Consider the following 22,966-nt stretch of genomic DNA (forward strand, 5'->3'; position numbering starts at 1 on the left):
CGTTCCAGATGTCTACGCACCACCTAAAACGTTTTTTTCGATATACTCAGCCAATTCGGCGGGTGCCGTTTCTCTCGGTATCCGAACGAGCATGCGATCGGTGTCGCTGAATGCTTGTTCGTACACGTTCCGCGTACTCGAGAGATATGATACGATTGAAGGCCATACGTCGGGTTCCGCCGCACAGAGCGCCCTAAGCGTCTGCACGTGGGTATCAAACTCGTGAGCGATCGTCGAGACGGCGCGGGATGTAACGTTCTCTATTGTGGCTCGTTCGTGAATGATCTCTTGACGGTTTTCTCTCGTAAGGTAAACGAGCGCTGAAATATCGAGTCGGGTTTTATCGGATACCGGGTGTAGCCGGTCCGGTAACAGACGCCGACGAACAGCCGACTCCCCAAAAAGACTGCGCCGCAAAGTCCAGTTGATCTGATCCGGCAGAGATCGACCGGCCATCGTCCGCTTCGTTCCACTCTCGTCAAGATTATACGGGTACACCTGAACACGCTTGTGGTACGGCTGTGCTGTTCCATCGGCGCAAACCAGACAAAGATCGTCAGCGATCAATTTTCTGGAACCATTTTCAAGGAGCTGCGTGGCGACGCTCGTCTTTCCAGCCCCTCCCCAACCGGAAAATACGATCGTACCCTGATCAAATGTAATGCCACTCGCATGAATAAACGCCGCGTCAGTATCGAGGAGCAACTGGTGAAGTAACGGTTCGATATCGTTGTAAAGAATGACCTTAGCGAGATTCAGAGAACGGTATATATAGCTCCGGCTTACGCACCGTAATCCTTCGCGGACGACAACATTGCGCGCCGTTATTCGGGGATCGTATCGTATTGTTACACGTAACTCGTCCTTGAGAGGTACGACCCGGATCTGGCGTCCAAGCGTTCCGACGTAGTTGTGGACGAGGTCCTTTGGGCTGCGGATCGGAACGGAGATGCGTCGGTCAATAAAGACAGCGCCATCACTCGCATACACATTCCCATTGGTTGTTGCACCAACATCCGGGGGCGATGTGAACCCTGGCTTAACCCCGATGATCACGTCGGGTGGGTCCGAGGACTGCGGCATCCTCGAGAACTCGGAACGTAGATACTCCGCAACCGGGTTCGATCCAGTGATTTCCACCGTCGTCTGTAGTACGTCGAAAGCCATTGTTATCGATCAAAGAAATCCTCTAGCGAGGCTGCAACCACGTCAGTAGCGTGCTTATCCATGACTGTGTCACGTGCGTTTTGCCCCATCCTGGTTCGTTCGTCGGGTTTCTCGAAACACCGTTTGATCGCTCCTTCAATATCAGATATCGATCGCTCGAAACAGAGTAATCCGTCCTCTTCGTGTTTGATCAGTTCGGGTATACCGGAGACAGGCGTCGAGACAACTGGTGTCTCCATTGCCATCGCCTCCATAAGCACGACGGGGATTCCATCCCGGTCACCGTCCTTGGCGACGACACAGGGGAGGAGGAACGCCTTTGCCCGGTCGAGCTCGTCAATTAACTGGTCATCACTCACCGAGCCGAGAAACGTTACGTTGTCCTCAATCCCCTCTTCCGCGATAACCTCCTCGTATCGCTGCTTTCGAGGTCCCGAGCCGATGATTCGGTAGTCTAGTTCCGGATAGTCGTCAACGACAGCGGCGACCGCGTTGAGCGCGTACTCGATTCCCTTCTTTTCCACGAACCGTGCGATTGTCAGGAGTCGAGGTTCGTCCGGCGTCTCTGTCGGCTGGAACTTTTCGGTTCGAATCCCCATTCGGACGACTTCGACAGTGGCGTCTGGGTCAATCTCGGCATCAATAAACCGTTTATTGTATTCGGAGATCGTGAAAACTGAGTCGAACACGTCACACGTAATCTTCAATGCCTCCTCGTCCGGCGAGGCGTAAAGGTCGTACGCGTGCGTCGTAAGACTCGAGGTTGCGCCGCCGGCGTCGGCAACCAGTGCGGCAGGAATCTTGTTCCACCGAGCGAAGTGCGAGTGGACGTGATCGATGTCGTACGGAAGTGTCTCGATGAAGTCCAGACACTGCTTCGTGAGATATCGGGTTCCGAACCGTCGCCGCGGACGGCGAAAGAACGGTTCGTACGAGACGCGATCGTCGACGATGCTCCGGGAGAGCGTCTTGGGAACGGACGTTACCGACGGTTCGTCAGCGTACGCAACCTCGATATCAATGTCGTTCAACTCGTCGTGTTCGACGTCTGTGTCGGGTTCGTTTAGCGAGAATACGGCGACGTTGTGTCCATTCTGGACGAGGTAGTGGATCTCGTTGAGGACAAAACTCTGCGAGAGCTTGGGAAACCAGTCGAGATAGTACAATACGTTCACGGCTTCGTTCTCTCCACTCTGGGTTACCGATTTGACCCCAGGGATATAATAACTGTTTTCTCAATCGCAATAGTTCGCTTTGCTATCGTAGTGGTGAGAAAGATCGTATGAAACATAAACGCATACTTGTAACCGGTGGGGCGGGGTTCGTCGGCTCACACCTCGTTGAACGGCTGGTCAAATCGAACGAGGTCACTGTCGTCGATGACTGCTCGTCTGGACAGGCGAACTGGGTTTCCGACGACGCGACTCTGGTCCGGGGTGATCTCCGTGATCAAACTGTTGTGTCGGATGTCCTCTCGTCGGGATTCGACGTCGTCTTCCACCTGGCCGCATCGAAGGCAGTCAATTCGGATCAGCCGCGTAAACAATTCGAATTCAACACGAAGATCACGCACAACATCCTCGAAGCTATGCGGGAACATGACGTCGGTGAACTCGTTTATACTTCTTCTTCGACGGTATACGGCGAAGCGCCTCGACCGACGCCCGAAGATTATGCCCCGCTCGAACCGATCAGTTTGTACGGTTCCTCGAAGCTGGCTAACGAGGGACTGTGTTCGGCGTATGGCCACTCCCACGGCCTATCCGTCTACGCATTCCGGTTCGCTAACGTCGTCGGCCCTCGGCTTCGTGGCGCGGTCATCCCAGACTTTATCGAGAAACTCACACGGGACCCCGAGCAACTAGAGATACTTGGGAACGGTCGACAGAAAAAGTCGTATTTGCACATCGACGACTGTATTGAGGGAATGCTCACTGTCTTTGAACAAGCGGACGAGCCGATGAATATATATAACCTCGGGACGCGAACGACGACTTCTGTAAACAGAATCGCCGATATCGTCAGTGAGGAACTGGATTGTGATCCCGAGTATCAATATACAGGGGGAGACCGAGGATGGACAGGTGACGTGCCGAAAATGCGCCTCTCGATTGAGAAGGCCTCTGCGCTCGGCTGGTCACCGTCCTTGACCAGCGATCAGGCGGTGCGGACGGCCACGCGAGAGCTGATTGAAGAGTTCGAATGAGCCGACCGACTGTCGAAATAGTCGTCCCCGTCTACAACGACCCCGAGGGCATCCAGACTACCCTCGAGTCCCTCCTCACCCAAACCACCACCCACCAGATAGTCGTCGTCGACAACGACTCCACCGACCGCACCCCGAATGTCGTCCGCGCCTACGAAAAAGACCACGACCACCTCACACTCTGCCACGAACGCGAGATCCAGTCCTCCTACGCCGCCCGCAACACCGGGATCCGAAACACCGACAGCGAAATCCTCGCGTTCGTCGATGCAGACATGACCGTCCCCGAGGACTGGCTCGAGTCCGCCCTCCAGACCCTCCAGTCCACAGACGCCGACTACGTGGGCTGTAACGTCGAGCTCACCCTCCCCGAGAACCCACCCCTCCCGGCTCGCTACGATCACCACACGGGCTTTCCCGTCGAAGGCTACCTCGAGTCCCAACACTTCGCCCCGACATGCTGTCTGTTCGTCCGACGAGCCGTCTTCGAGGACGTGGGCCTGTTCGACCATCGCCTCGAGTCCGGCGGGGACAAGGAGTTCGGCAATCGGGTCTACGAGGCCGGGTACGACCTCCACTTCGCCGAAGATGTGACGATGTACCACCCAACGAGAAACAGCCTCCGCGCCCACATCAAAAAGGATCGCCGCGTCGGCCGCGGACTCTGTCAGCTGCAACGCTACCACCCCGACCGCTATGGCACGCCCGGCGTTCCACCGAGACCCAGCGGGATCAAACGACCCGAGCGAGACCTCCCCACGAAGGATCGACTCGCCTTCGGTGCGCTCTCGAGGCTGCTCACCGCCGTCCGCGGGCTGGGCTACTACGAGGAGTATCTTACCGGAGATCGGCGCGAGGACCTCGAGGTCGTTCCGCGAGTCGAGACATGATCAGCTACTCGAGGTCTTCGAGGTCCGATAGTGGATCGCCGTCCGTCGGGTCGACCGCCTCGAGTCCGTGTGAGTCAGCGACGGCGACGAGTTCACGATCGGCACAGACGAAGGTACACTCGAGGTCGGTGGCGACGTCGAGTGCAGCTGCCAGTTGAAGACTATCCAGCGTTCTGAGGTCGTCACCGAGTACGAGCTCGAGTGCACGTTCGAACCGGGTTTCGTCGAGAGCGACGATCGTGAAGTTCTCGAGTGATTCCCGAAAGAATGCGGTGAGAAGTCCGTCGACGTCGGAATTCGAGAGCGAGCCGCGGTTCTGTTTCCGACGGAGTGCCGAAGCGAGTTCGATGATCGTGAGCGACGTGATGATCACGGTCGACTCGTCGGACTCGATCAATCGATCGACGGTCTCGGTCCCCGGCTCTTCGGCGTACCGTTTTGCGAGAGCAGACGTGTCGAAGAACAGTCGAGTCATCACTCGAAACGGCCGTTTCGTTCCTCGTCGACGAGTTCGGTTAGCGTCGTCTCCCCGGCCGTTCGTTCACGGAGAGTTTTCAGATCGTCGGGTTCCTCGTGATCAGCGACGAACGCTGCCATCCGATCGCGAAGTTGCTCAAGTCGTGATCCCTGTATCGCGAGTCGTCCGAGCGATCCGACGTCGTCTCGCGCATTGCTCATACCGATTGATTGTGTTGCAATGGGCAAATCCGTTGTGGTGCGAAACTGGATGGTAGTCGATCCACCTTACGAACCCCGACCGCTACGGTACGTCCGGCGTTCCACCGAGACCCAGCGGGGTCAACCGCCCCGAGCGGGACCTCCCGACGAGTGACCGACTCGAGCGGCTGTACGACTGATGGCCTGTCTGGACACGCCGTTCCTGATCGACGTCCTCGACGGAGCGGAGGCCGCCCGAGAGACGATGGAAGAACTCGATCGAGAGGGCGAACGACACGGCGTCACCCCAGTAGCGGCGGCCGAGCTCTGGATCGGTGCGAACCTCGGATCAGCACGAGAGTTTCGCCGAACCGAGGAGTTGCTCGAGTCGCTGCTGTGGCTCGAGGTCGACCGCTCGGTTGCGCGTCGGGCAGGCGGATCCAGGCCGAATTGATCGAGTCGGGTTCGGAACTCGGGTTCAACGATTGTCTGATTGCCGCGACAGCGATCGAGCGTGGGCAGGAACTCGTCACCGGAGATTCTGATTTTGACCGCGTACCGGAGCTTCGCGTTCGAACGTACTGAGACACGATACCTCGAGGACGTTCCGCGACTCGAGGGATAGCTTGCACTCTCGGATGTTCCTCGGGAATCGTCGGCGGACGGTCGCCGTCAGTGCAGTACACCAGTACGACAGTACATATTAGTACCTGCTGGGACTAACCCCGAGTATGCCGATCAGTATCGACCGGTTCGAGGACGACGAGGCCGACCTCGAGGGTCCGACGAACGCGGAGCGTATCCTCCGATTTCTGCTCGAACGCGACGACGAGGCGTTCACGCGGTCGGAGATCGCTGCGGAGACTGGGGTCGCGCGCAATTCGGTCGGTCCCGTCCTCTCGAGGCTCAAAGACCGCGGTCTGGTCCGTCACCGTGGGGAGTACTGGGCGATCACCGACGACGAAGAGCGTCTCCAGTCTGCGACGACCTACGAACTGGTAACACGAAGCCTCAACGTACTCTATGGCGAAGAGGACCCCGCGGAGTGGATCGAGTACATGCCCGATGACGACGGTCGAGCGAGCGACGGTTCATGAAACGGGACGGCGACGAAATCGTCGCGTTCGACCGTGGTGACGTTGTCTGGGGGATCGATCCGTTCAAAAGCAACGACGGCGGAAGCGGAATCGTCCCACGCCGTGGGTAGTGTTGAGCGACGAGCCGGTTCCGTTCCATCCGGAGCAGTACCTCTATGTGACACTCACCAGCCGAACCTGGCACGAGCGTTCGATTCCGATCGACGAAGACGATTGGCTCGAGGGCGGGGCACCCGAAACGAGCGCGATCCTCCCGTGGTCCGTCTCGACGATCAAGCACGACCTTCTCGATACGACCGGCGAACTCGTCGCAGAGATCGATGGAGGGCCCTCAGACGGTGCTGGACGTTCGGACGGCTATCAAGGCTGTCTAAAACGATCGGTTCTGGACGACGCGACGAACCATCTCGTTGGCTATTTCGAGGGGACACTGGAGACTGACGAATAATATCGCGTTCGCGAGACACCGCGAGGGACCAGTGAGCCGTAACTGTGCCATCGAACCCACCACGCTCACGGGTGCGGGATTCACCGATCTCCTCGCAGAGCGTGGGACTGCGGTCAACGCTGGCTTCCTTGCCGGAGGCCGACGCGAGAACCTCGAGGGCGTTCCACGACTCGAGTCGTGAGCGACCGCTCGAGGACACAGTACAACGACCGGAAAAACCGAGCGTCAGTTACCCGCCGCGGCCTCACGGTCGGCGACCAGCTTCGAGCGATCGACGTCGATCAATCCGTACAGATACCCAAAGCCGACAGCCGCGGTAAAGATGAAGATCGTCACGAGCTGTTTCGCCTTCGCCGACGACGGCTCAGACACGAGGTCTTGCACCCGCGATGGGACGAACTCGAGCATCAGCTGCTTCAGATAGTCGTTTTTGTCTCCGGAAGCCTCGGGCAACAGGATGTCCATGATCCGTTTGGAGTACCCCTGCCAGAACGACCGGAACACCAGCCATCGGAAGTCGCCACGGTAGTCGAATAACTTGTGGTGAACCACGGCGTCGGTGTTGTATATCACACCCTTGCCGTACTTGTTGGCCATTCGAATACAGACGGGCGCTTCGTGGGCCTGGATGTGACGATCACCCTTTCGGCCGGTGTTCTCGTCGTAGCCACCGACGTTGAGGAACACGTCCCGACGGAAGGAGATGTTCGAGCCATAGGTATTTCGCAACTCTTCCATGTGCTCGCCCATCCCGCGTTCGTCACAGCCGACCAGCCAGTAGAACTCCGCGGGAAAGAAGTCGGGTTTCTCGGTCACCCAGTCCGGCTTCGCGTGGCCACCGACGGCGATCGCATCGCTCTCCTCGTACACTCGAGCCAGCTCCTCGATCCAGTCGGCCTCGGCGACGGCGTCGTCGTCGATGAAGGCCACGACCTCGCCGGTCGCGATCTCCGCCCCCCTCGTCCGGCTGTAAGAGATGCCCTGGTTTGCCTCGTTACAGTGGAGGACGACGCCCTCGAGGCCGCCGAAATCCTCGCGGACGCGTTCGAAGACGGGTTCGTTTCCGTCGACGACGATGACGACCTCGAGCGGTTCGTACGTCTGAGCGAGGACGCTCTCGACGCACTCCGAAAAGACGTCGTAGCGCTCCATCGCGTAGGTACAGATGACGACGGAGACGTTCATCGGCTTCGGGTTGCCGTGATCGGTCAATAAGCCTTGTCTTTCACCGACGCTGATGACGTGCGAGTGCTGGCACCCGAAACATGAAAGCGCCGCGAATAGATGACAACATTTATTCGCTACATCCCTCTGGTGAGAGCTAATGAGTACCGACACCGAACACGTCGAGGAGGGCACCGAGGCGTCCCTCATCGAAACGTGGGAAGAGTGGTATCACGTGCCCGTTCTCGGTGCCGTGATGCTGTTCATGTTCTGGGTGCGGACCCAGGCGTACGATCGATTCGTCACCGACGATGGGTCCCCCGCTCTGGCTGCGGTCGACTCGTGGTATCATTGGCGGACGGTCCAGTGGACCGCTGAAAACTATCCCTACACGATGCCGTATGACGTCTGGACGGGGTTCCCGGACGGCCGATACGTCGGTCAGTTCGGTACGCTGTTCGACCAACTCATCGTCACGGCCGCGATGATCGTCGGCCTCGGCGATCCGTCCACCGAGACCCTCTACACCGTTTCGTTGCTCGCCGTCCCCGTCATGGCCGCACTGGTCGCGATTCCCGTCTTCTACATGGGACGGCGACTCGGCGGGACTATTGGCGGGATCGTCTCCGTCGTCGTTCTCGCGCTCGCGCCCGGGACGTTCCTCTACCGGTCGACCGTGGGACAACTCCAGCACCACGTCGCCGAAGTGCTGTTCATGGCGATCGCGGTGCTGGCCATGATGGTCGCCCTGCGGGTGGCCGAACAGAAACGGCCGATCTATGAACTGCTGGTCGACGGAGATTGGGACACACTCCAGAAACCTGCATTGTACAGCGTTCTCGCAGGGTTCGCACTGACGCTGTACATCTGGGTCTGGCCGCCCGGAGTCGTCCTGATCGGTATCTTTGGCGCGTTCTTTGCCGTTCAACTCTGCATCGACTACGTTCGTGGTGTGTCACCAGATCACGTGGCGTTCGTCGGCGCGGTCAGCCTCGGATTGACGGCGATCTCCACGGCGATACTGATCGAAGAGCCGGGGACGAGTGTCACGAGTTTCGGTTACCTCCAACCGGTTTCGGCAGCCCTCGTCGCTATTGGTTGTGTCTTCATGGCCTGGTTTGCTCGCCAGTGGGACGGTCTGGACGTTGATCGTCGATACTATCCAGGTGCGATCGCGGGGCTCATATTCGTCGCGTTCGGTGCGATGGCGATCGTCCTGCCGGACTTCTTCAGCACGTTCGTGTCGAATCTCCAGGGCCGCGTGCTTCCGATCGGTGAACGTGGCGCAGATCTTACCATCGCTGAAGCTCAACCGCCGCCGAACTACCCACAACACGTCTTTGACGAGTTTGGTGCGGCCTTTTACACTATGGTAGTGGGCCTCCTCTTCCTCGGGGCCCGCTCCGTGATCGGCCGTGAGCACCGCGCTGAGTACACGCTAATCGCTGTCTGGACGCTATTCCTGATCAGCATGTCGATGACTCAGATCCGCTTCGCGTACTACCTCGTGCTCGCGGTCGCGGTCGTCAACGCGGTCTTCATCGCGGACGGGATCCGGTTGCTCAACGTCTCTGGAAGCGTCCACTCGATCCGCAACCTCGAGACGTACCAGATCATCGCCCTGGTAATGGTCGTCATGCTCCTGTTCGCGCCGCTGTTGCCGCCGATCGCCGCCGGAAACACCGCGTGGGATCGTGCTGAGATGACCGGCCCCAGCGGCGATGCGATGACCTGGGAAGAGGCCAACGAGTGGCTCCAGGGTAACACCCCCGAACCCGGCGCCTGGGGCGGAGCGGACAACGCGTCCGAACTCGAGTACTACGGCGTCTATGAGTACCCCGAGGACGGGAACTACGAGTATCCCGTGGGGGCCTACGGCGTCATGTCGTGGTGGGATTACGGCCACCTGGTAACGGTCCAGGGTGAACGCATCCCACACTCGAACCCGTTCCAGCAGAACGCTCGCCCCTCCTCGGCGTTCCTCACCGCCCAGGACGAAGCGCGCGCCGAGTTGATCCTCGACGCCATCGCAGCGGGCGAGTCGCCCACCGACGAGTCCACCGCGGAACTCGAGTCGATCGTCGCCGACGCCGACGACTCCCACGAGGAGATCCGGTACGTGATGATCGATCACGAGATGGCCGGCGGGAAGTTCAACGCGATCACGCAGTGGACCGGCCCGGAGTACGACTCCTACATCGAACAGCGGCCGTACGTGATTCAGGGCCAGGAACAGCCGCTCTGGGTGTCGAGTGACGATTACTACGACACCACGCTCGCGTCGCTGTATCTCGACGACGCCACCGGAATGGAACACTACCGGCTGGTCCACGAGAACGACGACTACGCGATCGTCGGCGCGATGGCTGAACCAGGGACGCAGATCCCCCGTCCACAGTACTCACTGGCGTTGCGCGAGTACGGCCTCGAATCGACCTGGGGTAACGAGACCATGTACTGGCAACAGCAACTCGCTCAGGCGGAGGCCAACGGCGACATCTATCAGGAACTCGGCACCCCGATCTGGCAGGGAGAGGTAGTCTCGACGGTGAAGACGTTCGAACGGGTCGAGGGAGCGACGCTCACCGGCTCCCTCGAGGATCTCGAGGGAGACGTCGATCTCGAGGGCGCGGCGGTCACCGCACGCGCCCAGTTCGAGACCGAACCCGGTCGAACGTTCGTCTACGAGCAAGACGGCGTCGTCGAGGACGGAACGTTCGAACTCACCGTCTCGTACGCGACGAACGACGAACTCGGGCCGGAAGACGGCTACACAGCCAGTAGCGTCGAGGCGCCCGAGCCGTACGCGGTCATCGTCACGACCGAGGACGGCGAACAGTACGTCGCCGAGATCGAAGTGCCCGAGACGGCGGTCGTCGACGGCGAGACCGTCGACGTCGACGACTTCACGTCGATCGACGAGTTGGTCTCGCCGCCGGAGGAGACCATCGACGAAGCCGAAGACGAAGACGAGGTCGCCGACGAGGCCGACGGTGATGTTGACGACACCGACGAAGACGCAGCGGCCGACGAGACTGATGAAGACGAAGCTGACGACGACACGGCCGAGGACGACGAAACCGACGACACCGCTTCGATCACGTCGCCCGGTGTCGTCCTCGCGGGCTGAGTCTGGTCGGTTTTCGTTCACGAACGCTTCGTCGGAGAGAGGGTGGATGGCTTCGTGACTCGCACCGAGAGGCCGTTACTCGCCACTGAGAAGTGAGGTTGCGCTGCGTACGTGACTGCACACCAGGGTAACAGTTACCCTCCTGTCGGTAGAACTGGCGGACGATTCTCATGCGCTTTGAAAATCGAATCGCGATCGTCACCGGCGGTGCCAGCGGCATCGGCGAAGGAATCGCAGCCGTCCTCTCGAGCGCCGGCGCGACGGTTGTCATCGCCGACGTCGACGAGGCGGCAGCCGAGCGTGCGGCCGCAGAGCTACCCGGCGAGGCGATGGCGGTCGGCGTCGACGTGACCGATCCCGCCGAGACGGCGGCGCTGGCCGAAACCGTCGTCGACGAGTACGGACGAATCGACGTGCTGTGTGCCAACGCCGGCATCTTCCCGTCGGCAACCATCGAGGAACTGACCGTCGACGACTGGGACGAGGTCTTCGACGTCAACGCGAAAGGGGTGTTCCTCTCGGTGAAGGCGTGTCTCCCTGAGATGCGAGCGCAGGACTACGGCCGGATCGTGATCACGTCCTCGATTACTGGGCCGATGGTCGGCTACCCCGGCTGGACCCACTACGCCGCGACCAAGGCGGGCGTCCTCGGATTCATGCGGACGGCCGCCCTCGAGGTCGCTGCGTCCGACATCACCGTCAACGCCGTCCTCCCTGGCAACATCGAGACCGGCGGGCTCGACGACCTCGGTGAGGAGTATCTCGAGAAGATGCGCAACTCGATCCCGAAGGGCGAACTCGGCACCCCCGAGGACATCGGCCACGCAGTGGCGTACCTCGCCTCCGAGGAGGCTGGCTACGTCACCGGGACCTCGATCGTCGTCGACGGCGGCCAGACGCTTCCGGAGTCCCAGCTCGCCCTCGAGGAGATCGGCGAGTAGCCGACCCGGTCGTTCGATTCGGCCCGACTCCGGCCCGCTCGAGTCGAATCGCGCCGCCGTCTCGACTCGAGTTGGTGACGGTACGGGCTCGTGGATGCGTTGCTCTCGGGGTCGCGTACCGGGAGGAGAAAAAGCGTCGTCACTCCGTTCGTGACGTCTTTGAGAAGCATGCCCGGGGAGGGCTCAGGGCCCCGAACCACGGAAATTCCTTCGGAATTTCCTGCCTCACGCTCGCTGGCGCTCGCGTGAGACCTACCGGGTTCTCCGCCTCCCGGGCATTTTCGGCGTTGCCACTCCTCTTCGAGTCGTGGCGTCGTCGAAAATGCCCGGGGAGGGCTCCGAACCCTCGATCTCCGCATGTCCCAGGTCCGAGGCTCGGCAGAGTCCTCGAGGGGACACGGAGGCTTCCAAGGCGAAACCGCACCGAATCTCTGAACCCTATGAGTGCGGCGCTATGTCCAGCTAAGCCACCCGGGCTCATTCGTTCGTTGTCGGGTGGCTTTCTTTAAGCTTCTCATTCGCCTCGCGCGTGCGGCGAGCACCCACGGATTTATCACAGAGTCTTCCCAACGTCGCTCTATGAGTGTTCCCGGTATCGTACAGTCTACTCTCGACGGCGAGGAGGTCGCGAGCAGCGTCTCCCTCGGCGGCGAAGACGAACTCTTCATCACCCCATCGCGGTCGATCATCTACCGCGCCGAAGGATTACTCAGCGACGAGTCTATCGACGAATTCCCCCACGAGGCTGATCGGCTCACCCTCTCTGAGGGGCGGCGAAAGACGCGCCTTTCACTCGAGTACCCACTCGAGGGGACGCGCGAGTTCACGATCCCGTCGAGCCGGACTGACGCAGTGCTCCACCCTGTCCTCGCGGGCGTGCTGAGTGGCAACGGCATCACGGAAGCGGGGGAGACGGTCCAGCAGACCTATCAGTTCAGTGAGCTGACGCTGATCGTCACCAGCGAACGGCTGGTCAAGCATATCGGTGAGGCCGTCTGGGACGACGATTACGAGGAGTACCACTTCGACGACGTGACGAACCTCTCGTTCGAAGAGGGCAGCGTCGCTACCCAGATCGTCCTCGAGGTCGGCGGCCGCCAGCAGCGGATCAAAGCGCCGAACGAACAGGCGACGGACGTGCGCAACCGGCTCGAGTACGCGCTGTTCGAGTACCACGACGTCCACTCGCTCGAGGAACTGAACGACCACCTCGGGGCCGAAGCGGAGAGCGAGGCCGACTCCCGTGAGGATCCAGCCATGGCGTTCGGCGACGGCGTCGAGCCGCTCGGGTCGAGCGCCGCCGAGGCGGAGGACGGAACCGACGCGACCGATGCCGTTCTGCCAGACGACCCGCTCACCGGAACGTCGACCACCGGCGGCGCTGCCGACTCGAGCGACGTCGACGCAGGATCGGCGGCCCTCGCGGGCAGTAGCGGGGTCGGTACAGCCGGCGACGCGTCCGAGACGGCCACCACGGTTTCCTCCGGCGAGGAGTTCGAAAACAGTGGGTTCGAGCCCGCCAGTCCGCGGACGGATCCCGAGTTGCTCGAGCGACTCGAGTCGCTCGAGGAGACCGTCGCCAGCCAGACCGACCTCCTCGAGCGCCAACAGGAGACGATCGAACAGCTAATCGAGGAGCTCAGACTCGGTCGCTGAGCGTGGCGACACCGGCAGGTGACGCGTTCGGTCGCGGCGGCAGCCGTCTGCGGCCGCTCATTCACGTCCCGTGACCTTTCGAATGCACGAGGAGCCGAACGGGCCGAGTTCTCCGGACTCGAGTTTGATGAAGTGGCCGGTCGAGAGGCTCGAGCCACAGCGTTCGCACGTGAACTCGCCCTCGCGCGTGATCACGTCCTGTCCGAACCGGACGTAGGCTCGGCTCTTCGGACGGATAATGCCGTCCTCGCGCTCGACGATCCCTCGCAACTCGGCCTCGTCGAGGATCGTTCGCGTCACCGCCGGATCGTTCGTCACGAGTTCGATCCGATCGACGACGGCCGCGAGCGACAGCTCCTCGTGTTCGAGGTGCTCGAGGAGCTCGAGCCCGCGTTCGACGCGCTCGTCCATCGGTGGGTGTGTTGGAGCGAGCGAGTTAAACGTTGTGTCGTCGGTCACGGCCTCACGAGAGTCACAAAAGCTTCAACGGTCGGGACCGAACCGCGGTCGATGGCTTCGTCGCTGCCGACTCGAGCGCTCGCCGGTGCGGTCGTCCTCGGCGTCGTCGTCGCGGCGGGCGTGGTCGGTTCGCCGTCGGGGACGCTTTCGACGCTCGAGGTGGTCGCGGACGATCCGTACCTGTTCGGGCTCGTGGTCGCGGGGCTCTACCTCGTCCGGCCGTTGCTGGCGTGGCCGACCACTCCGCTCGCGGTCGTCGTCGGCTACGGCTACGGCATCACCCTCGGCGTCCCGGTCGCACTCGTGGGCGTCGTCTTCACGGTGATTCCGGTCTTTCTCGCGGTTCGCTGGGTCACCGACGGCGCGACGACGTTCGGGAGTGGTCCCCTCGGCACCACGCTCGAGCTGACGGGCGAGGCCGTGACCCGGTACTACGAGACGACCGGGCCGGTCCGGGGCGTGACGGTCTCTCGACTCGCGCCGATCCCCTCGGACGTCTCGACGGCAGCGGCAGCGGCCAGCGGCGTGCGGCTCCGGCACCTCGTCGTCGGGACGGCGGTCGGCGAACTCCCGTGGACGGTCGCCGGCGTCGTCGTCGGCGCCTCGGCGGCGACCATCGCGACCGCCGGCCTCGGCGAACTCGGTGTCGCACTGACGGTCGCGTGTCTGTTCGCCGCCGCGATCTTGCTCGCGGGCCCGGCCTATCGGCTGGCACGCGGTCGTCTCGTCCGGCCGCAGTCGGGGTAGTCGGGCTCGAGGCTGCGTTTTGGTTCCTGAAATTGGGTTGGGGCAGATTTGAACTCCGCCCGAGAACCTGCGCCTATGGCGCAGAACCTCGGTCTAGTTCGAATCTGCACAACGTCACGAAGTTGCGCCTCACGAATTTGTTCGGCGCAAAAGTAGTGGGTTGGGGCAGATTTGAACCGAAGGAAGACGTTCTTGCTCGCTCACTTCGTTCGCTGCGCGAGCTGCGACTTCCAGGGTTCAAACTGCGAAAACAATTTCTGACGGAACGGACGACTCGCTTCGCTCGTCGTCTGTTGTTCCGTCAGAAATGGGTTGGGGCAGATTTGAACTGCCGGCCTCCTCCATGTCAAGGAGGTGTCATAACCAGACTAGACCACCAACCCGCCTGGCTTGCTTTTCGTCTGCAATCAATCGTTGCCCGCCACCGTAATTGAAGGTTTCGAATCGGGGGCCGTGCGCGAATCGTCCGCACGGAAACGACGACGATACGTTTAAGTTGATGTACGGATTTGGGCATCGTAAGACAATAGCGTACATTGGTGTCCCTATGAAGGAATACGTCGAACGCGTCACGGACGGCCAGGACCTGACGCAGACGGAGGCTCGAGCGGCCTCGAGAGCGGTGTTCGAGGACGCGACGGAGGCACAGATCGGCGCACTGCTGACGGCGTTGCGCGCGAAAGGTGAGACGGAAGCCGAGATCGCCGGCTTCGGCGAAGGGATGCGGGCGGTCGCCCGGCGCATCGACCCAGACCGGGAGCCGCTGGTCGATACGTGTGGGACGGGTGGGGACGACCACGACACGATCAACGTCTCGACGACGAGCGCGATCGTCGCCGCCGGGGCGGGTGTTCCGATCGCCAAACACGGCAACTACTCGGTGTCGTCGTCCTCGGGAAGCGCGGACGTCCTCGAGGAAGTCGGCGTCGAGGTCGAGGCCGAACCGCCGGCGGTCGAGCAGGCGATCGAGGACGACGGCATCGGCTTCATGCTCGCGCCGGTGTTCCACCCTGCGATGGCCGCAGTGATCGGCCCGCGCAAGGAACTCGGGATGCGGACGATCTTCAACGTCCTCGGGCCGCTGACCAACCCGGCGGGTGCGGACGCACAGGTCGTCGGCGTCTACGACCCCGACCTCGTGCCCGTCGTCGCGCGGGCGCTCTCGCGGATGGCCGTCGAGCGCGCGCTCGTCGTCCACGGCGACGGCACCGACGAGATCGCCATCCACGGGGAGACGGTCGTCGCCGAGGTAACGAGGGACGACGTCGAGACGTACACCCTCGAGCCCGCCGATCTCGGCCTCGAGCGCCGGTCGATCGACGCTATCGCGGGCGGCTCGCCTGCGGCGAACGCGGCCGACCTGCGTGGCATCGTCGAGGGCGACGTCGAGGGCGCGAAACGCGACGTCATCCTCGCGAACGCGGGGGCGGCGATCTACGTCGCCGGCGCGGTCCACTCGCTCGAGGAGGGAGCCGAACGCGCACGCGACGCGATCGCCGACGGCGAGGCGGCGGCGAAGCTCGAACGGCTTCGCGCGAGCGCCCCGGAGGCACGATGACGCGGGTGAAAGTCTGTGGCGTCACCCGCGAGGCGGACCTCCGGGCGGTCGCCGACGCGGGAGCCGACGCGGTCGGCGTCATCTGTGACGTCCCGGTCGAGACGCCGCGGGAGGTCTCACTCGAGCGGGCAGTCGACCTCGTCGCCGCGGCCCCCCCGTTTCTGACGACCGTCCTCGTGACGATGCCGTCAAGTCCGGACGCAGCGATCGAGCTCGTCGAGACCGTCGGACCGGACGCGATCCAGGTCCATGGCGGGCTCGAGCCCGACGGCGTGGCGTCGCTTCGAGCGGCGGTCGGCGCGGACGTGCTGGTCGCCGTCGACGCCGACGACGTCTCGAGGGCAGACTCGTTCGACGCGGTCGCCGACGGACTGGTCGTCGACTCCGTCGACGAAGACGGCGGCGGCGGGACCGGCGAGACCCACGACTGGGAGCGGACTCGCGAGGCGGCCGCCGACCTCGAGTCGCCGGTGATCCTCGCCGGCGGGCTCACGCCGGGGAACGTCGCCGACGCCGTGTGGACGGTCGAGCCGTTCGCCGTCGACGTCGCCAGCGGCGTGGAGGCCCGCGGCGGCGTGAAAGACGCCGGGGCCGTCGAAGCGTTCGTCGACCGGGCGACGACCGCGCGGCGGATCGAGGAGGTGTCGCCGTGACCGACGCGACGACGGCCCCCGACCTCGACCTCACCCGGGAGGCGTTTCGTGAGTACGCAACCGGCGCGACTGATCGGCCGGTCGTCGTCAGGACGGTCGCCTCCCTCGCAGTCGACACCACGCCGCTGTCGGCGTACGCGGCGCTCACCGGCCGGACGAGCGACCGGGAGCGATCGCCCTACGCCTTCCTGCTCGAGAGCGCGGAGAAGGTCGCCTCGAGCGATCCCGACGGGGCGTTCTCCTCGAACGCCGCGGGGGCCGACCGCCACGCCCGCTTCTCGTTCGTCGGCTACGACCCCGAGGCCGTCGTCACGGTCGGCCCCGACGGGACGACTGTCGAGGCGCTCGCCGACGACGCGCCGCTCGAGGCGATCGAGACCGACGCCGACGGCGACGTCGTCGACGCCCTGCGTGCGGCGCTACCGGACGTCGACCTGGTAAACGTCCCCGACCGCGACCGCCAGTACCTCGAGGGTGGGCTGGTCGGATTTTTAGCGTACGACGCCGTCTACGACCTCCACCTGGCAGAGGTCGGCCTCGAGCGACCCGACTCGCGGTTCCCGGACGCCGAGTTCGTCCTGACGACGAAGACGCTCGTCTTCGACGACCTCGAGGGGACCGTCTCGCTCGTCTTCACGCCGATCCTCGACGACGGCGCCGACCCGGAGGCCGTCTACGACGAACTCCGCGAGGAAGCCGCCACGGTCCAACGGACGCTCGCGTCGGCCGACGAACTCGAGACCGGCGGCTTCACTCGCCACGAGGAGACGGCGGGCTCGAGAGCCGACTACGAGGAGTGCGTCCGGCGGGCGAAAGAACACGTCCTCGACGGCGACATCTACCAGGGCGTCATCTCGCGAACGCGCGAACTCCGCGGCGAGGTCGACACGCTCGGCTTCTATGAGTCCCTGCGCGAGGTGAACCCCTCGCCGTACATGTACGTCCTCGAGCACGACGAGCTCGCCGTCGTGGGGGCGAGCCCCGAGACGCTCGTCTCCGTTCGCGGACGCGAGGTGATGTCGAACCCGATCGCGGGCACCTGCGACCGCGGCTCGAGTCCCGTCGAGGATCGCCGGCTCGCGGGCGAGATGCTCGCCGACGGGAAAGAGCGCGCCGAGCACACGATGCTGGTCGACTTGGCGCGAAATGACGTTCGCCAGGTGTCGGCGCCGGGGACGGTCCGCGTCGAGGAGTTCATGAACGTCCTCAAGTACAGCCACGTCCAGCACATCGAGTCGACCGTGACGGGGCAACTGGCGGCCGAGGCGGACGTCGCCGAACCACGTTCGGCTGCCCGGGAGCCGTCGTCTCCCGACGCCTTCGACGCGACGCGGGCGGCCTTCCCCGCCGGGACGCTCTCTGGCGCCCCCAAGGTGCGTGCGATGGAGATCATCGACGACCTCGAGACCGAGCCTCGAGGCCTGTACGGCGGCGGCGTCGGCTACTACTCCTTCTCGGGCGACGCCGACTTCGCGATCGTGATCCGGACGGCGACGGTCGAGCAGGACGGTGACGACCAGCGGATCACCGTCCAGGCGGGCGCGGGGCTCGTCGCCGACAGCGACCCCGCAGCCGAGTACGAGGAGACCGAGAAGAAGATGAACGGCGTCCTCGCCGCATTAGAGCGGATCGAAGCGCCGACGCTCGAGTCGACGCCGGAGGTGAGTCGATGAGCACAGAGCGGCGGTCGACCGCCGACTCGGACGCCTCGACCCCGCCCCGGACGGTGCTGTTTATCGATAACTTCGACTCCTTTACGTACAACGTCGTCGAGTACGTCAGCCAGCAACCCGGGATCGAAACGGTGGTGCTCCGGAACACGGCCACCCTCGAGGACGTCCGGGCCGTCGAGCCGGACGCTATCGTCATCAGCCCCGGCCCCGGCCATCCGAAAAACGACCGGGACGTCGGCGTGACGATGGACGTCCTCCACGAGGTGAGCCCCGACGTGCCGACGCTCGGCATCTGTCTCGGTCTCGAGGCGGCCGTCTACGCCTACGGCGGGCGCGTCGGCCGGGCACCGGAGCCGGTCCACGGCAAGGCCTCGGCCGTCGACCACGACGGCGAGGGCGTCTTCGACGGACTCGAACAGGGGTTCCGGGCAGGCCGATACCACTCGCTGGTCGCGACGGCGGTGCCGGACTGTTTCGACGTGACGGCGACGGCCGACCACGATGGAGAACGCCTCGTGATGGGCGTTCGTCACCGCGAGCACCCGATCGAGGCCGTCCAGTTCCACCCCGAGAGCGTGCTCACGGCCGTCGGCCACGACGTGATCGAGAACTTCCTCGAGAACGTGTAAACGGCGGTCGACCGGGGTGGGTCGGCCGGTGTCGTTTCCGGTGCTGGTGGTCACGTGCCGATCTCGGCAGTCACATGATGAAGCCGGTTGCGTAGAGGGCAGCGAGCACGATTGCGGCGACGATAGCGAGTCTGATGGCGAGTTTGACGGCGATCCGAACGGCCGTCACCACGACGACGATCGCGGCGATCGCCGCGAGGACGAGCAGGGCTATCTCGAACATATCTGATGAGCGTGCACTCCGAGAACGTAATCTTTCCGGGTGTTGTGACAGAGATGAACACAGATCGGTCTTTGATCCGATAACGTTCGTCCGGTGACAAACGGTGGGAGGGAGGGCGGCACCGAGTGACCGGCACAACTGCGAACCGGCTGCGGCCTGCGCTGGAACGGATGTGCAGGAGTACGGCGGCTCGTGAGCCGGTGAACCCCTTGCAGTCTCGGGATTCAGGCGGTCGAGATCACTTTCACCTCCCTCTGATAATCGTTAAGAGCGTTGCCGTCGTATCTGTGTACAGACGCGGCAGCAGCCTGGTGGCACTGTCAGTGTGGCCGACGCCGAGTTCGCCCAGACCCATCTATGAAAATCGGGTTGTACTAGGAACATATGACTTTCAGAAAAACACCACGCTTATTGTGATTGGCTGAATACCGAACCCTCGTCACGAATGATGCGACTCACAACCCGGACCCACGACGGAATCGCCGGACGGAGCGCGAACGCCTGGGAGGTGGCCCGCGCATGAGCGGCGCTGACCTTTCCGCGGACGAGATCACACTCCCGATCAAACGCACCGAGGGCGAGACGCTCGAGGAGCGGATGACGGCGAACGCCTATCACAACATCCTTCCCGCGCGCTACCTGCGCAAGGACGCCGATGGCAATCTCACGGAGACCCAGGAGGAGCTCTTCGAGCGCATCGGAAAGAATATCGCCCTCGCGGAGGCGGTGTACGAGGCCCAGAAGCGCGACCTCGAGGTCACCGCCACGCCCGAACAGCTCAAGCCCGGCCACCCGCGTCGGGACGAACTCGCCGCGGAGGTCTTCGGCGCAGGGACGACCGTCGACGACGACGTCGAGACGACGCTGACGGAGTACAACGTCAACAAGTTCGCCTACGACACGATCGTCCCCGAGCTGCCCGAGGAGGTACGCGAGCACGTCGAGGACGTCGCGGAGACGTTCATCGAGGGGATGGAGGAGCTCTCCTTTATGCCGAACTCGCCGACCCTGATGAACGCCGGCGACGAACTCCAGCAGCTCTCGGCCTGTTTCGTCATGAGCCCCGACGACGACCTCTCTGACATCCACGAGACGGCCAAGAAGGCCGCCGAAGTGTTCCAGTCCGGCGGCGGCGTCGGCTACGGCTTCTGGCAGCTCCGGCCGTTCGGTGATTCGGTCGGCTCTACGGGTGGCATCGCGTCGGGCCCGATCACCTTCATGCGCACCTACGACCAGCTCTGTGAGACGATCGCCCAGGGCGGGACCCGTCGTGGCGCCCAGATGGGCATCATGCGCGTCTCCCACCCCGACGTCATCGAGTTCATCCACGCCAAGAACAAGGACGTCTCGCTCGCACACACCCTGCGCCTGAACGACCCCGACGACTACACCTACACGACGTTCGCCGAGGCGCTCGAGGAGGCCCGCGAGCTCATCGACGAGGACGGTCACGTCCCCAAACACCTGCGCAACGCCGTCGAGGGGCATCTCTCGAACTTCAACATCTCTGTCGGCGTCACCGACGCCTTCATGGAGGCGCTGCAAAACGGCGAGGAGTACACGTTCACCAACCCGCGGACGGAAGCGCCCCACGTCGCGACCGAGGAGACCAAAGAGATGTACAGTCGGTACGACCTCGGTGAGTACGTCGAGGTCGGCGAACCGCTGTCGATCCCCGCCGAACTCATCTGGGAGCGCATCGTCGACGGAGCCCACGAGAACGGCGAACCCGGCGTGATCTACTTAGAGCGGGTGAACAAGGAACACTCCTTCGACGTCGAGAAACACCCCGACCACCGCATCCTCGCGACTAACCCCTGTGGCGAACAGCCCCTCGAGGAGTTCGAGGCCTGCAACCTCGGTCACATCAACCTCTCGACGCTCGTCGACCTCGAGGCGCCCGACTGGCGCGTCTGGAGCGAGGAGCACGCCGACGAGTACGACACGCAAGAGGAGGCAATGGCGGCGTTCCTCGAGGAGGCGATCGACTGGGAGGAGTTCGACGAGCGCATCCAGTACGGGACGCGCTTCCTCGAGAACGTCGTCACGATGTCTGATTTCCCGGTCGAGGAGATCGAGGAGACGGTCCGGAACATGCGAAAGATCGGGCTCGGGATCATGGGCCTGGCCCAGCTGTACATCCAGCTCGGCATCAGGTACGGCAGTGAGGAGGGCAACGAGGTCGCCCGCCAGCTGATGACCCACATCAACCACGAGGCGAAGTGGACGAGCCACGAGCTCGCCGAGGAACGCGGTGTCTTCAACGACTGGGACGACTCGAAGTACGCCGACCCCGTCGAGTACCGTGACTGGTTCGAACACCAGACCGGTCTCGACGCCGACGAGTGGGCCGACGGCTTCTCTATCCGCAACCACAACGTGACGACTATCGCCCCGACAGGCACGACGTCGATGGTGGGCAACACCACGGGTGGCTGTGAGCCCATCTACAACGTCGCCTACTACAAGAACGTCACCGACGACGTCCAGGGCGACGAGATGCTCGTCGAGTTCGACGACTACTTCCTGCGGACGCTCGAGGCCAACGGCATCGACGTCGAAGCCGCCAAACGTGAGGCCCAGGAGCAGATGGCGAACAACGAGTTCGACGGCGTCGAGGGCCTCGAGACGGTGCCCGACGCTATCGGCGAGCTGTTCGTCATCACCGCCGACCTCTCGGCGAAAGACCACGCCGCGGTGCAGTGTGCCTGCCAGGAAGGCGTCGACTCGGCGATCTCGAAGACGGTCAACGCGCCCAACGACTCCACGCTCGAGGACGCCAAGGAGGTCTTCGAGTGGGTGTACGAACACGGCGGCAAGGGCGTCACCTACTATCGGGACGGCACCCGAAGCAAGCAGGTGCTGACGACGCGTGCGGACAACGCCGAGTTCGCCGACGAGACCGAGGCCGCAGAGGCGATCGTCGAGCAGATCCGGGAGGTCTTCGGTGGCCTCGAGCAGTTCTTCGAGAGCGAGGACGTCCAGGCCGTCGCCCAGGAGGAACTCGACGGCCTCCTCGGCGGGATCGAGGTGAACCACGAGTACGCCGAGAAGCGCTCCCGGCCGGATGCCCTGCAAGGCGTCAGCCAGCGTGTCGACACCGGCTACGGGAAGATCTACGTGACGATCAACGAGGATCCCGAGACGGGCCAGCCGTTCGAACTGTTCGCGAACATCGGCCACTCCGGTGGCTTCACCAACTCCTTCACGGAGGCGCTCGCGAAGGTCATCTCGACGGCGCTGCGTTCGGGCGTCGACCCCGAGGAGATCGTCGACGAACTCTGTGGCACCCGCAGCCCGAAGGTCGCCTGGGACAAAGGCGAGCAGATCCAGTCGATCCCGGACGCCATCGGGACGGCGATGCGCCGCTATCTCGAGGACGAGATCGACAAGCCCTACCCCAAACAGCAGACGCTCGAGGAATCCGCCGACGCTGACGCCGAGGGGATCGAATACGACGGCCCAGAGACTGACGGCGGGGCGGCCGGTGCAGAAAGCGACGACGTGACCCAGGACCTCATCGACGCCGGCGAGTCGCCGGAGTGTCCCTCCTGTGGATCGCTCTCGCTGTACTACTCGGAGGGCTGTAAGACCTGTGAGTCCTGTGGCTGGAGTGAGTGCTGAACGGTCGCTGAGCCCGTAGCCTCTGTCCGATCGAATACCAACGT

The 22,966-nt window shown here is 63.1% G+C and carries 23 protein-coding genes and 2 tRNA genes; 16 read left to right on the top strand and 9 right to left on the bottom strand.

Annotated elements, in window-relative coordinates; genetic code table 11:
* Positions 1 to 12 precede the first annotated feature (12 nt).
* Together NMQ09_RS19190 and NMQ09_RS19195 are read right to left on the bottom strand one after the other, a co-directional pair.
* Positions 13 to 1,167 carry a hypothetical protein gene (locus NMQ09_RS19190; protein ID WP_255192172.1) on the bottom strand — a complete coding sequence of 385 codons (1,155 nt, stop codon included), beginning with the start codon at positions 1,165 to 1,167 and terminating at the stop codon, positions 13 to 15.
* A gap of 2 nt (positions 1,168 to 1,169) precedes the next feature.
* Entirely contained in the window at positions 1,170 to 2,342 is a 1,173-nt protein-coding gene (locus NMQ09_RS19195) for a glycosyltransferase (protein ID WP_255192173.1), read from the bottom strand.
* A 107-nt stretch (positions 2,343 to 2,449) separates the two neighbouring features.
* On the opposite strand from NMQ09_RS19195, the gene NMQ09_RS19200 reads away from it, so the two are divergent.
* Together NMQ09_RS19200 and NMQ09_RS19205 are read left to right on the top strand one after the other, a co-directional pair.
* Positions 2,450 to 3,373, top strand: coding sequence for an NAD-dependent epimerase/dehydratase family protein (locus tag NMQ09_RS19200; RefSeq protein WP_255192174.1), 924 nt, complete (start codon positions 2,450 to 2,452; stop codon positions 3,371 to 3,373).
* The gene (locus NMQ09_RS19205) at positions 3,370 to 4,263 is read left to right on the top strand and encodes a glycosyltransferase family 2 protein (RefSeq protein WP_255192175.1); all 894 of its coding nucleotides are present in this window, start codon (positions 3,370 to 3,372) and stop codon (positions 4,261 to 4,263) included. Before NMQ09_RS19200 ends, NMQ09_RS19205 begins: the two co-directional genes overlap by 4 nt.
* Positions 4,264 to 4,267: 4 nt before the next feature.
* Here the strand turns inward: NMQ09_RS19205 and NMQ09_RS19210 are convergent, their stop codons facing one another.
* Positions 4,268 to 4,738 carry a type II toxin-antitoxin system VapC family toxin gene (locus NMQ09_RS19210; protein WP_255192176.1) on the bottom strand — a complete coding sequence of 157 codons (471 nt, stop codon included), beginning with the start codon at positions 4,736 to 4,738 and terminating at the stop codon, positions 4,268 to 4,270.
* The gene (locus NMQ09_RS19215) at positions 4,738 to 4,941 is read right to left on the bottom strand and encodes a hypothetical protein (RefSeq protein WP_255192177.1); all 204 of its coding nucleotides are present in this window, start codon (positions 4,939 to 4,941) and stop codon (positions 4,738 to 4,740) included. The genes NMQ09_RS19210 and NMQ09_RS19215 overlap by 1 nt, the downstream gene beginning before the upstream one ends.
* Positions 4,942 to 5,119: 178 nt before the next feature.
* Between NMQ09_RS19215 and NMQ09_RS19220 the strand changes: the two genes are divergently transcribed.
* From NMQ09_RS19220 to NMQ09_RS19235, 5 genes are all read left to right on the top strand, one after another.
* A complete protein-coding gene (locus tag NMQ09_RS19220; protein WP_255192178.1) occupies positions 5,120 to 5,374 on the top strand; it encodes a PIN domain-containing protein in 255 nt (84 codons plus the stop codon).
* Entirely contained in the window at positions 5,317 to 5,505 is a 189-nt protein-coding gene (locus NMQ09_RS21200) for a type II toxin-antitoxin system VapC family toxin (RefSeq protein ID WP_425607247.1), read from the top strand. The genes NMQ09_RS19220 and NMQ09_RS21200 overlap by 58 nt, the downstream gene beginning before the upstream one ends.
* Before the next feature lie 146 nt (positions 5,506 to 5,651).
* Entirely contained in the window at positions 5,652 to 6,017 is a 366-nt protein-coding gene (locus NMQ09_RS19225; RefSeq protein WP_255192179.1) for a helix-turn-helix domain-containing protein, read from the top strand.
* A 112-nt stretch (positions 6,018 to 6,129) separates the two neighbouring features.
* Positions 6,130 to 6,465 (top strand): hypothetical protein, encoded by a 336-nt coding sequence (locus tag NMQ09_RS19230; protein WP_255192180.1) that lies wholly within the window; start codon positions 6,130 to 6,132, stop codon positions 6,463 to 6,465.
* A 31-nt stretch (positions 6,466 to 6,496) separates the two neighbouring features.
* Positions 6,497 to 6,646, top strand: coding sequence for a hypothetical protein (locus NMQ09_RS19235; RefSeq protein ID WP_255192181.1), 150 nt, complete (start codon positions 6,497 to 6,499; stop codon positions 6,644 to 6,646).
* Positions 6,647 to 6,690: 44 nt separating this feature from the next.
* Here the strand turns inward: NMQ09_RS19235 and aglG are convergent, their stop codons facing one another.
* Positions 6,691 to 7,650, bottom strand: a complete 960-nt coding sequence (gene aglG, locus NMQ09_RS19240) for a glucosyl-dolichyl phosphate glucuronosyltransferase (protein WP_255192182.1) — start codon at positions 7,648 to 7,650, stop codon at positions 6,691 to 6,693.
* 139 nt (positions 7,651 to 7,789) lie between these two features.
* On the opposite strand from aglG, the gene NMQ09_RS19245 reads away from it, so the two are divergent.
* Positions 7,790 to 10,759, top strand: coding sequence for an oligosaccharyl transferase, archaeosortase A system-associated (locus NMQ09_RS19245; RefSeq protein WP_255192183.1), 2,970 nt, complete (start codon positions 7,790 to 7,792; stop codon positions 10,757 to 10,759).
* Between the two features lie 170 nt (positions 10,760 to 10,929).
* Positions 10,930 to 11,700, top strand: coding sequence for a 3-oxoacyl-ACP reductase FabG (gene fabG, locus NMQ09_RS19250; protein ID WP_255192184.1), 771 nt, complete (start codon positions 10,930 to 10,932; stop codon positions 11,698 to 11,700).
* Between the two features lie 323 nt (positions 11,701 to 12,023).
* On the opposite strand, the gene NMQ09_RS19255 is transcribed toward fabG, so the two are convergent.
* Positions 12,024 to 12,177 (bottom strand) — tRNA-Met (locus tag NMQ09_RS19255).
* A gap of 102 nt (positions 12,178 to 12,279) precedes the next feature.
* On the opposite strand from NMQ09_RS19255, the gene NMQ09_RS19260 reads away from it, so the two are divergent.
* Positions 12,280 to 13,356, top strand: a complete 1,077-nt coding sequence (locus tag NMQ09_RS19260; RefSeq protein ID WP_255192185.1) for a DUF7115 domain-containing protein — start codon at positions 12,280 to 12,282, stop codon at positions 13,354 to 13,356.
* Positions 13,357 to 13,413: 57 nt separating this feature from the next.
* Here NMQ09_RS19260 and NMQ09_RS19265 read toward each other — a convergent pair whose 3' ends face one another.
* Positions 13,414 to 13,767 (bottom strand): DUF5830 family protein, encoded by a 354-nt coding sequence (locus NMQ09_RS19265; RefSeq protein WP_255192186.1) that lies wholly within the window; start codon positions 13,765 to 13,767, stop codon positions 13,414 to 13,416.
* Between the two features lie 99 nt (positions 13,768 to 13,866).
* On the opposite strand from NMQ09_RS19265, the gene NMQ09_RS19270 reads away from it, so the two are divergent.
* Complete coding sequence (locus NMQ09_RS19270; protein WP_255192187.1) at positions 13,867 to 14,562, top strand: TVP38/TMEM64 family protein; 696 nt, start codon at positions 13,867 to 13,869, stop codon at positions 14,560 to 14,562.
* 308 nt (positions 14,563 to 14,870) lie between these two features.
* On the opposite strand, the gene NMQ09_RS19275 is transcribed toward NMQ09_RS19270, so the two are convergent.
* Positions 14,871 to 14,945, bottom strand: a tRNA-Val gene (locus NMQ09_RS19275).
* Between the two features lie 164 nt (positions 14,946 to 15,109).
* Between NMQ09_RS19275 and trpD the strand changes: the two genes are divergently transcribed.
* Genes trpD through trpG form a run of 4 tightly spaced genes read left to right on the top strand, consistent with a single transcriptional unit; the run spans position 15,110 to position 19,075 of the window.
* Entirely contained in the window at positions 15,110 to 16,120 is a 1,011-nt protein-coding gene (trpD, locus tag NMQ09_RS19280; RefSeq protein WP_255192188.1) for an anthranilate phosphoribosyltransferase, read from the top strand.
* Complete coding sequence (locus NMQ09_RS19285) at positions 16,117 to 16,773, top strand: phosphoribosylanthranilate isomerase (protein ID WP_255192189.1); 657 nt, start codon at positions 16,117 to 16,119, stop codon at positions 16,771 to 16,773. Before trpD ends, NMQ09_RS19285 begins: the two co-directional genes overlap by 4 nt.
* Positions 16,770 to 18,446, top strand: a complete 1,677-nt coding sequence (gene trpE / locus NMQ09_RS19290) for an anthranilate synthase component I (protein WP_255192190.1) — start codon at positions 16,770 to 16,772, stop codon at positions 18,444 to 18,446. The genes NMQ09_RS19285 and trpE overlap by 4 nt, the downstream gene beginning before the upstream one ends.
* On the top strand, positions 18,443 to 19,075 hold the full coding sequence (gene trpG / locus NMQ09_RS19295) for an anthranilate synthase component II (RefSeq protein WP_255192191.1): 633 nt from the start codon (positions 18,443 to 18,445) through the stop codon (positions 19,073 to 19,075). The genes trpE and trpG overlap by 4 nt, the downstream gene beginning before the upstream one ends.
* A 70-nt stretch (positions 19,076 to 19,145) precedes the next feature.
* Here trpG and NMQ09_RS19300 read toward each other — a convergent pair whose 3' ends face one another.
* Positions 19,146 to 19,298: a hypothetical protein gene (locus tag NMQ09_RS19300; protein WP_255192192.1), complete on the bottom strand. Its 153-nt coding sequence runs from the start codon at positions 19,296 to 19,298 to the stop codon at positions 19,146 to 19,148.
* A gap of 519 nt (positions 19,299 to 19,817) precedes the next feature.
* Between NMQ09_RS19300 and NMQ09_RS19305 the strand changes: the two genes are divergently transcribed.
* A complete protein-coding gene (locus NMQ09_RS19305; RefSeq protein ID WP_255192193.1) occupies positions 19,818 to 22,922 on the top strand; it encodes an adenosylcobalamin-dependent ribonucleoside-diphosphate reductase in 3,105 nt (1,034 codons plus the stop codon).
* Positions 22,923 to 22,966 lie beyond the last annotated feature (44 nt).

The organism is Natronobeatus ordinarius, assembly GCF_024362485.1.
Taxonomy (GTDB): domain Archaea; phylum Halobacteriota; class Halobacteria; order Halobacteriales; family Natrialbaceae; genus Natronobeatus; species Natronobeatus ordinarius.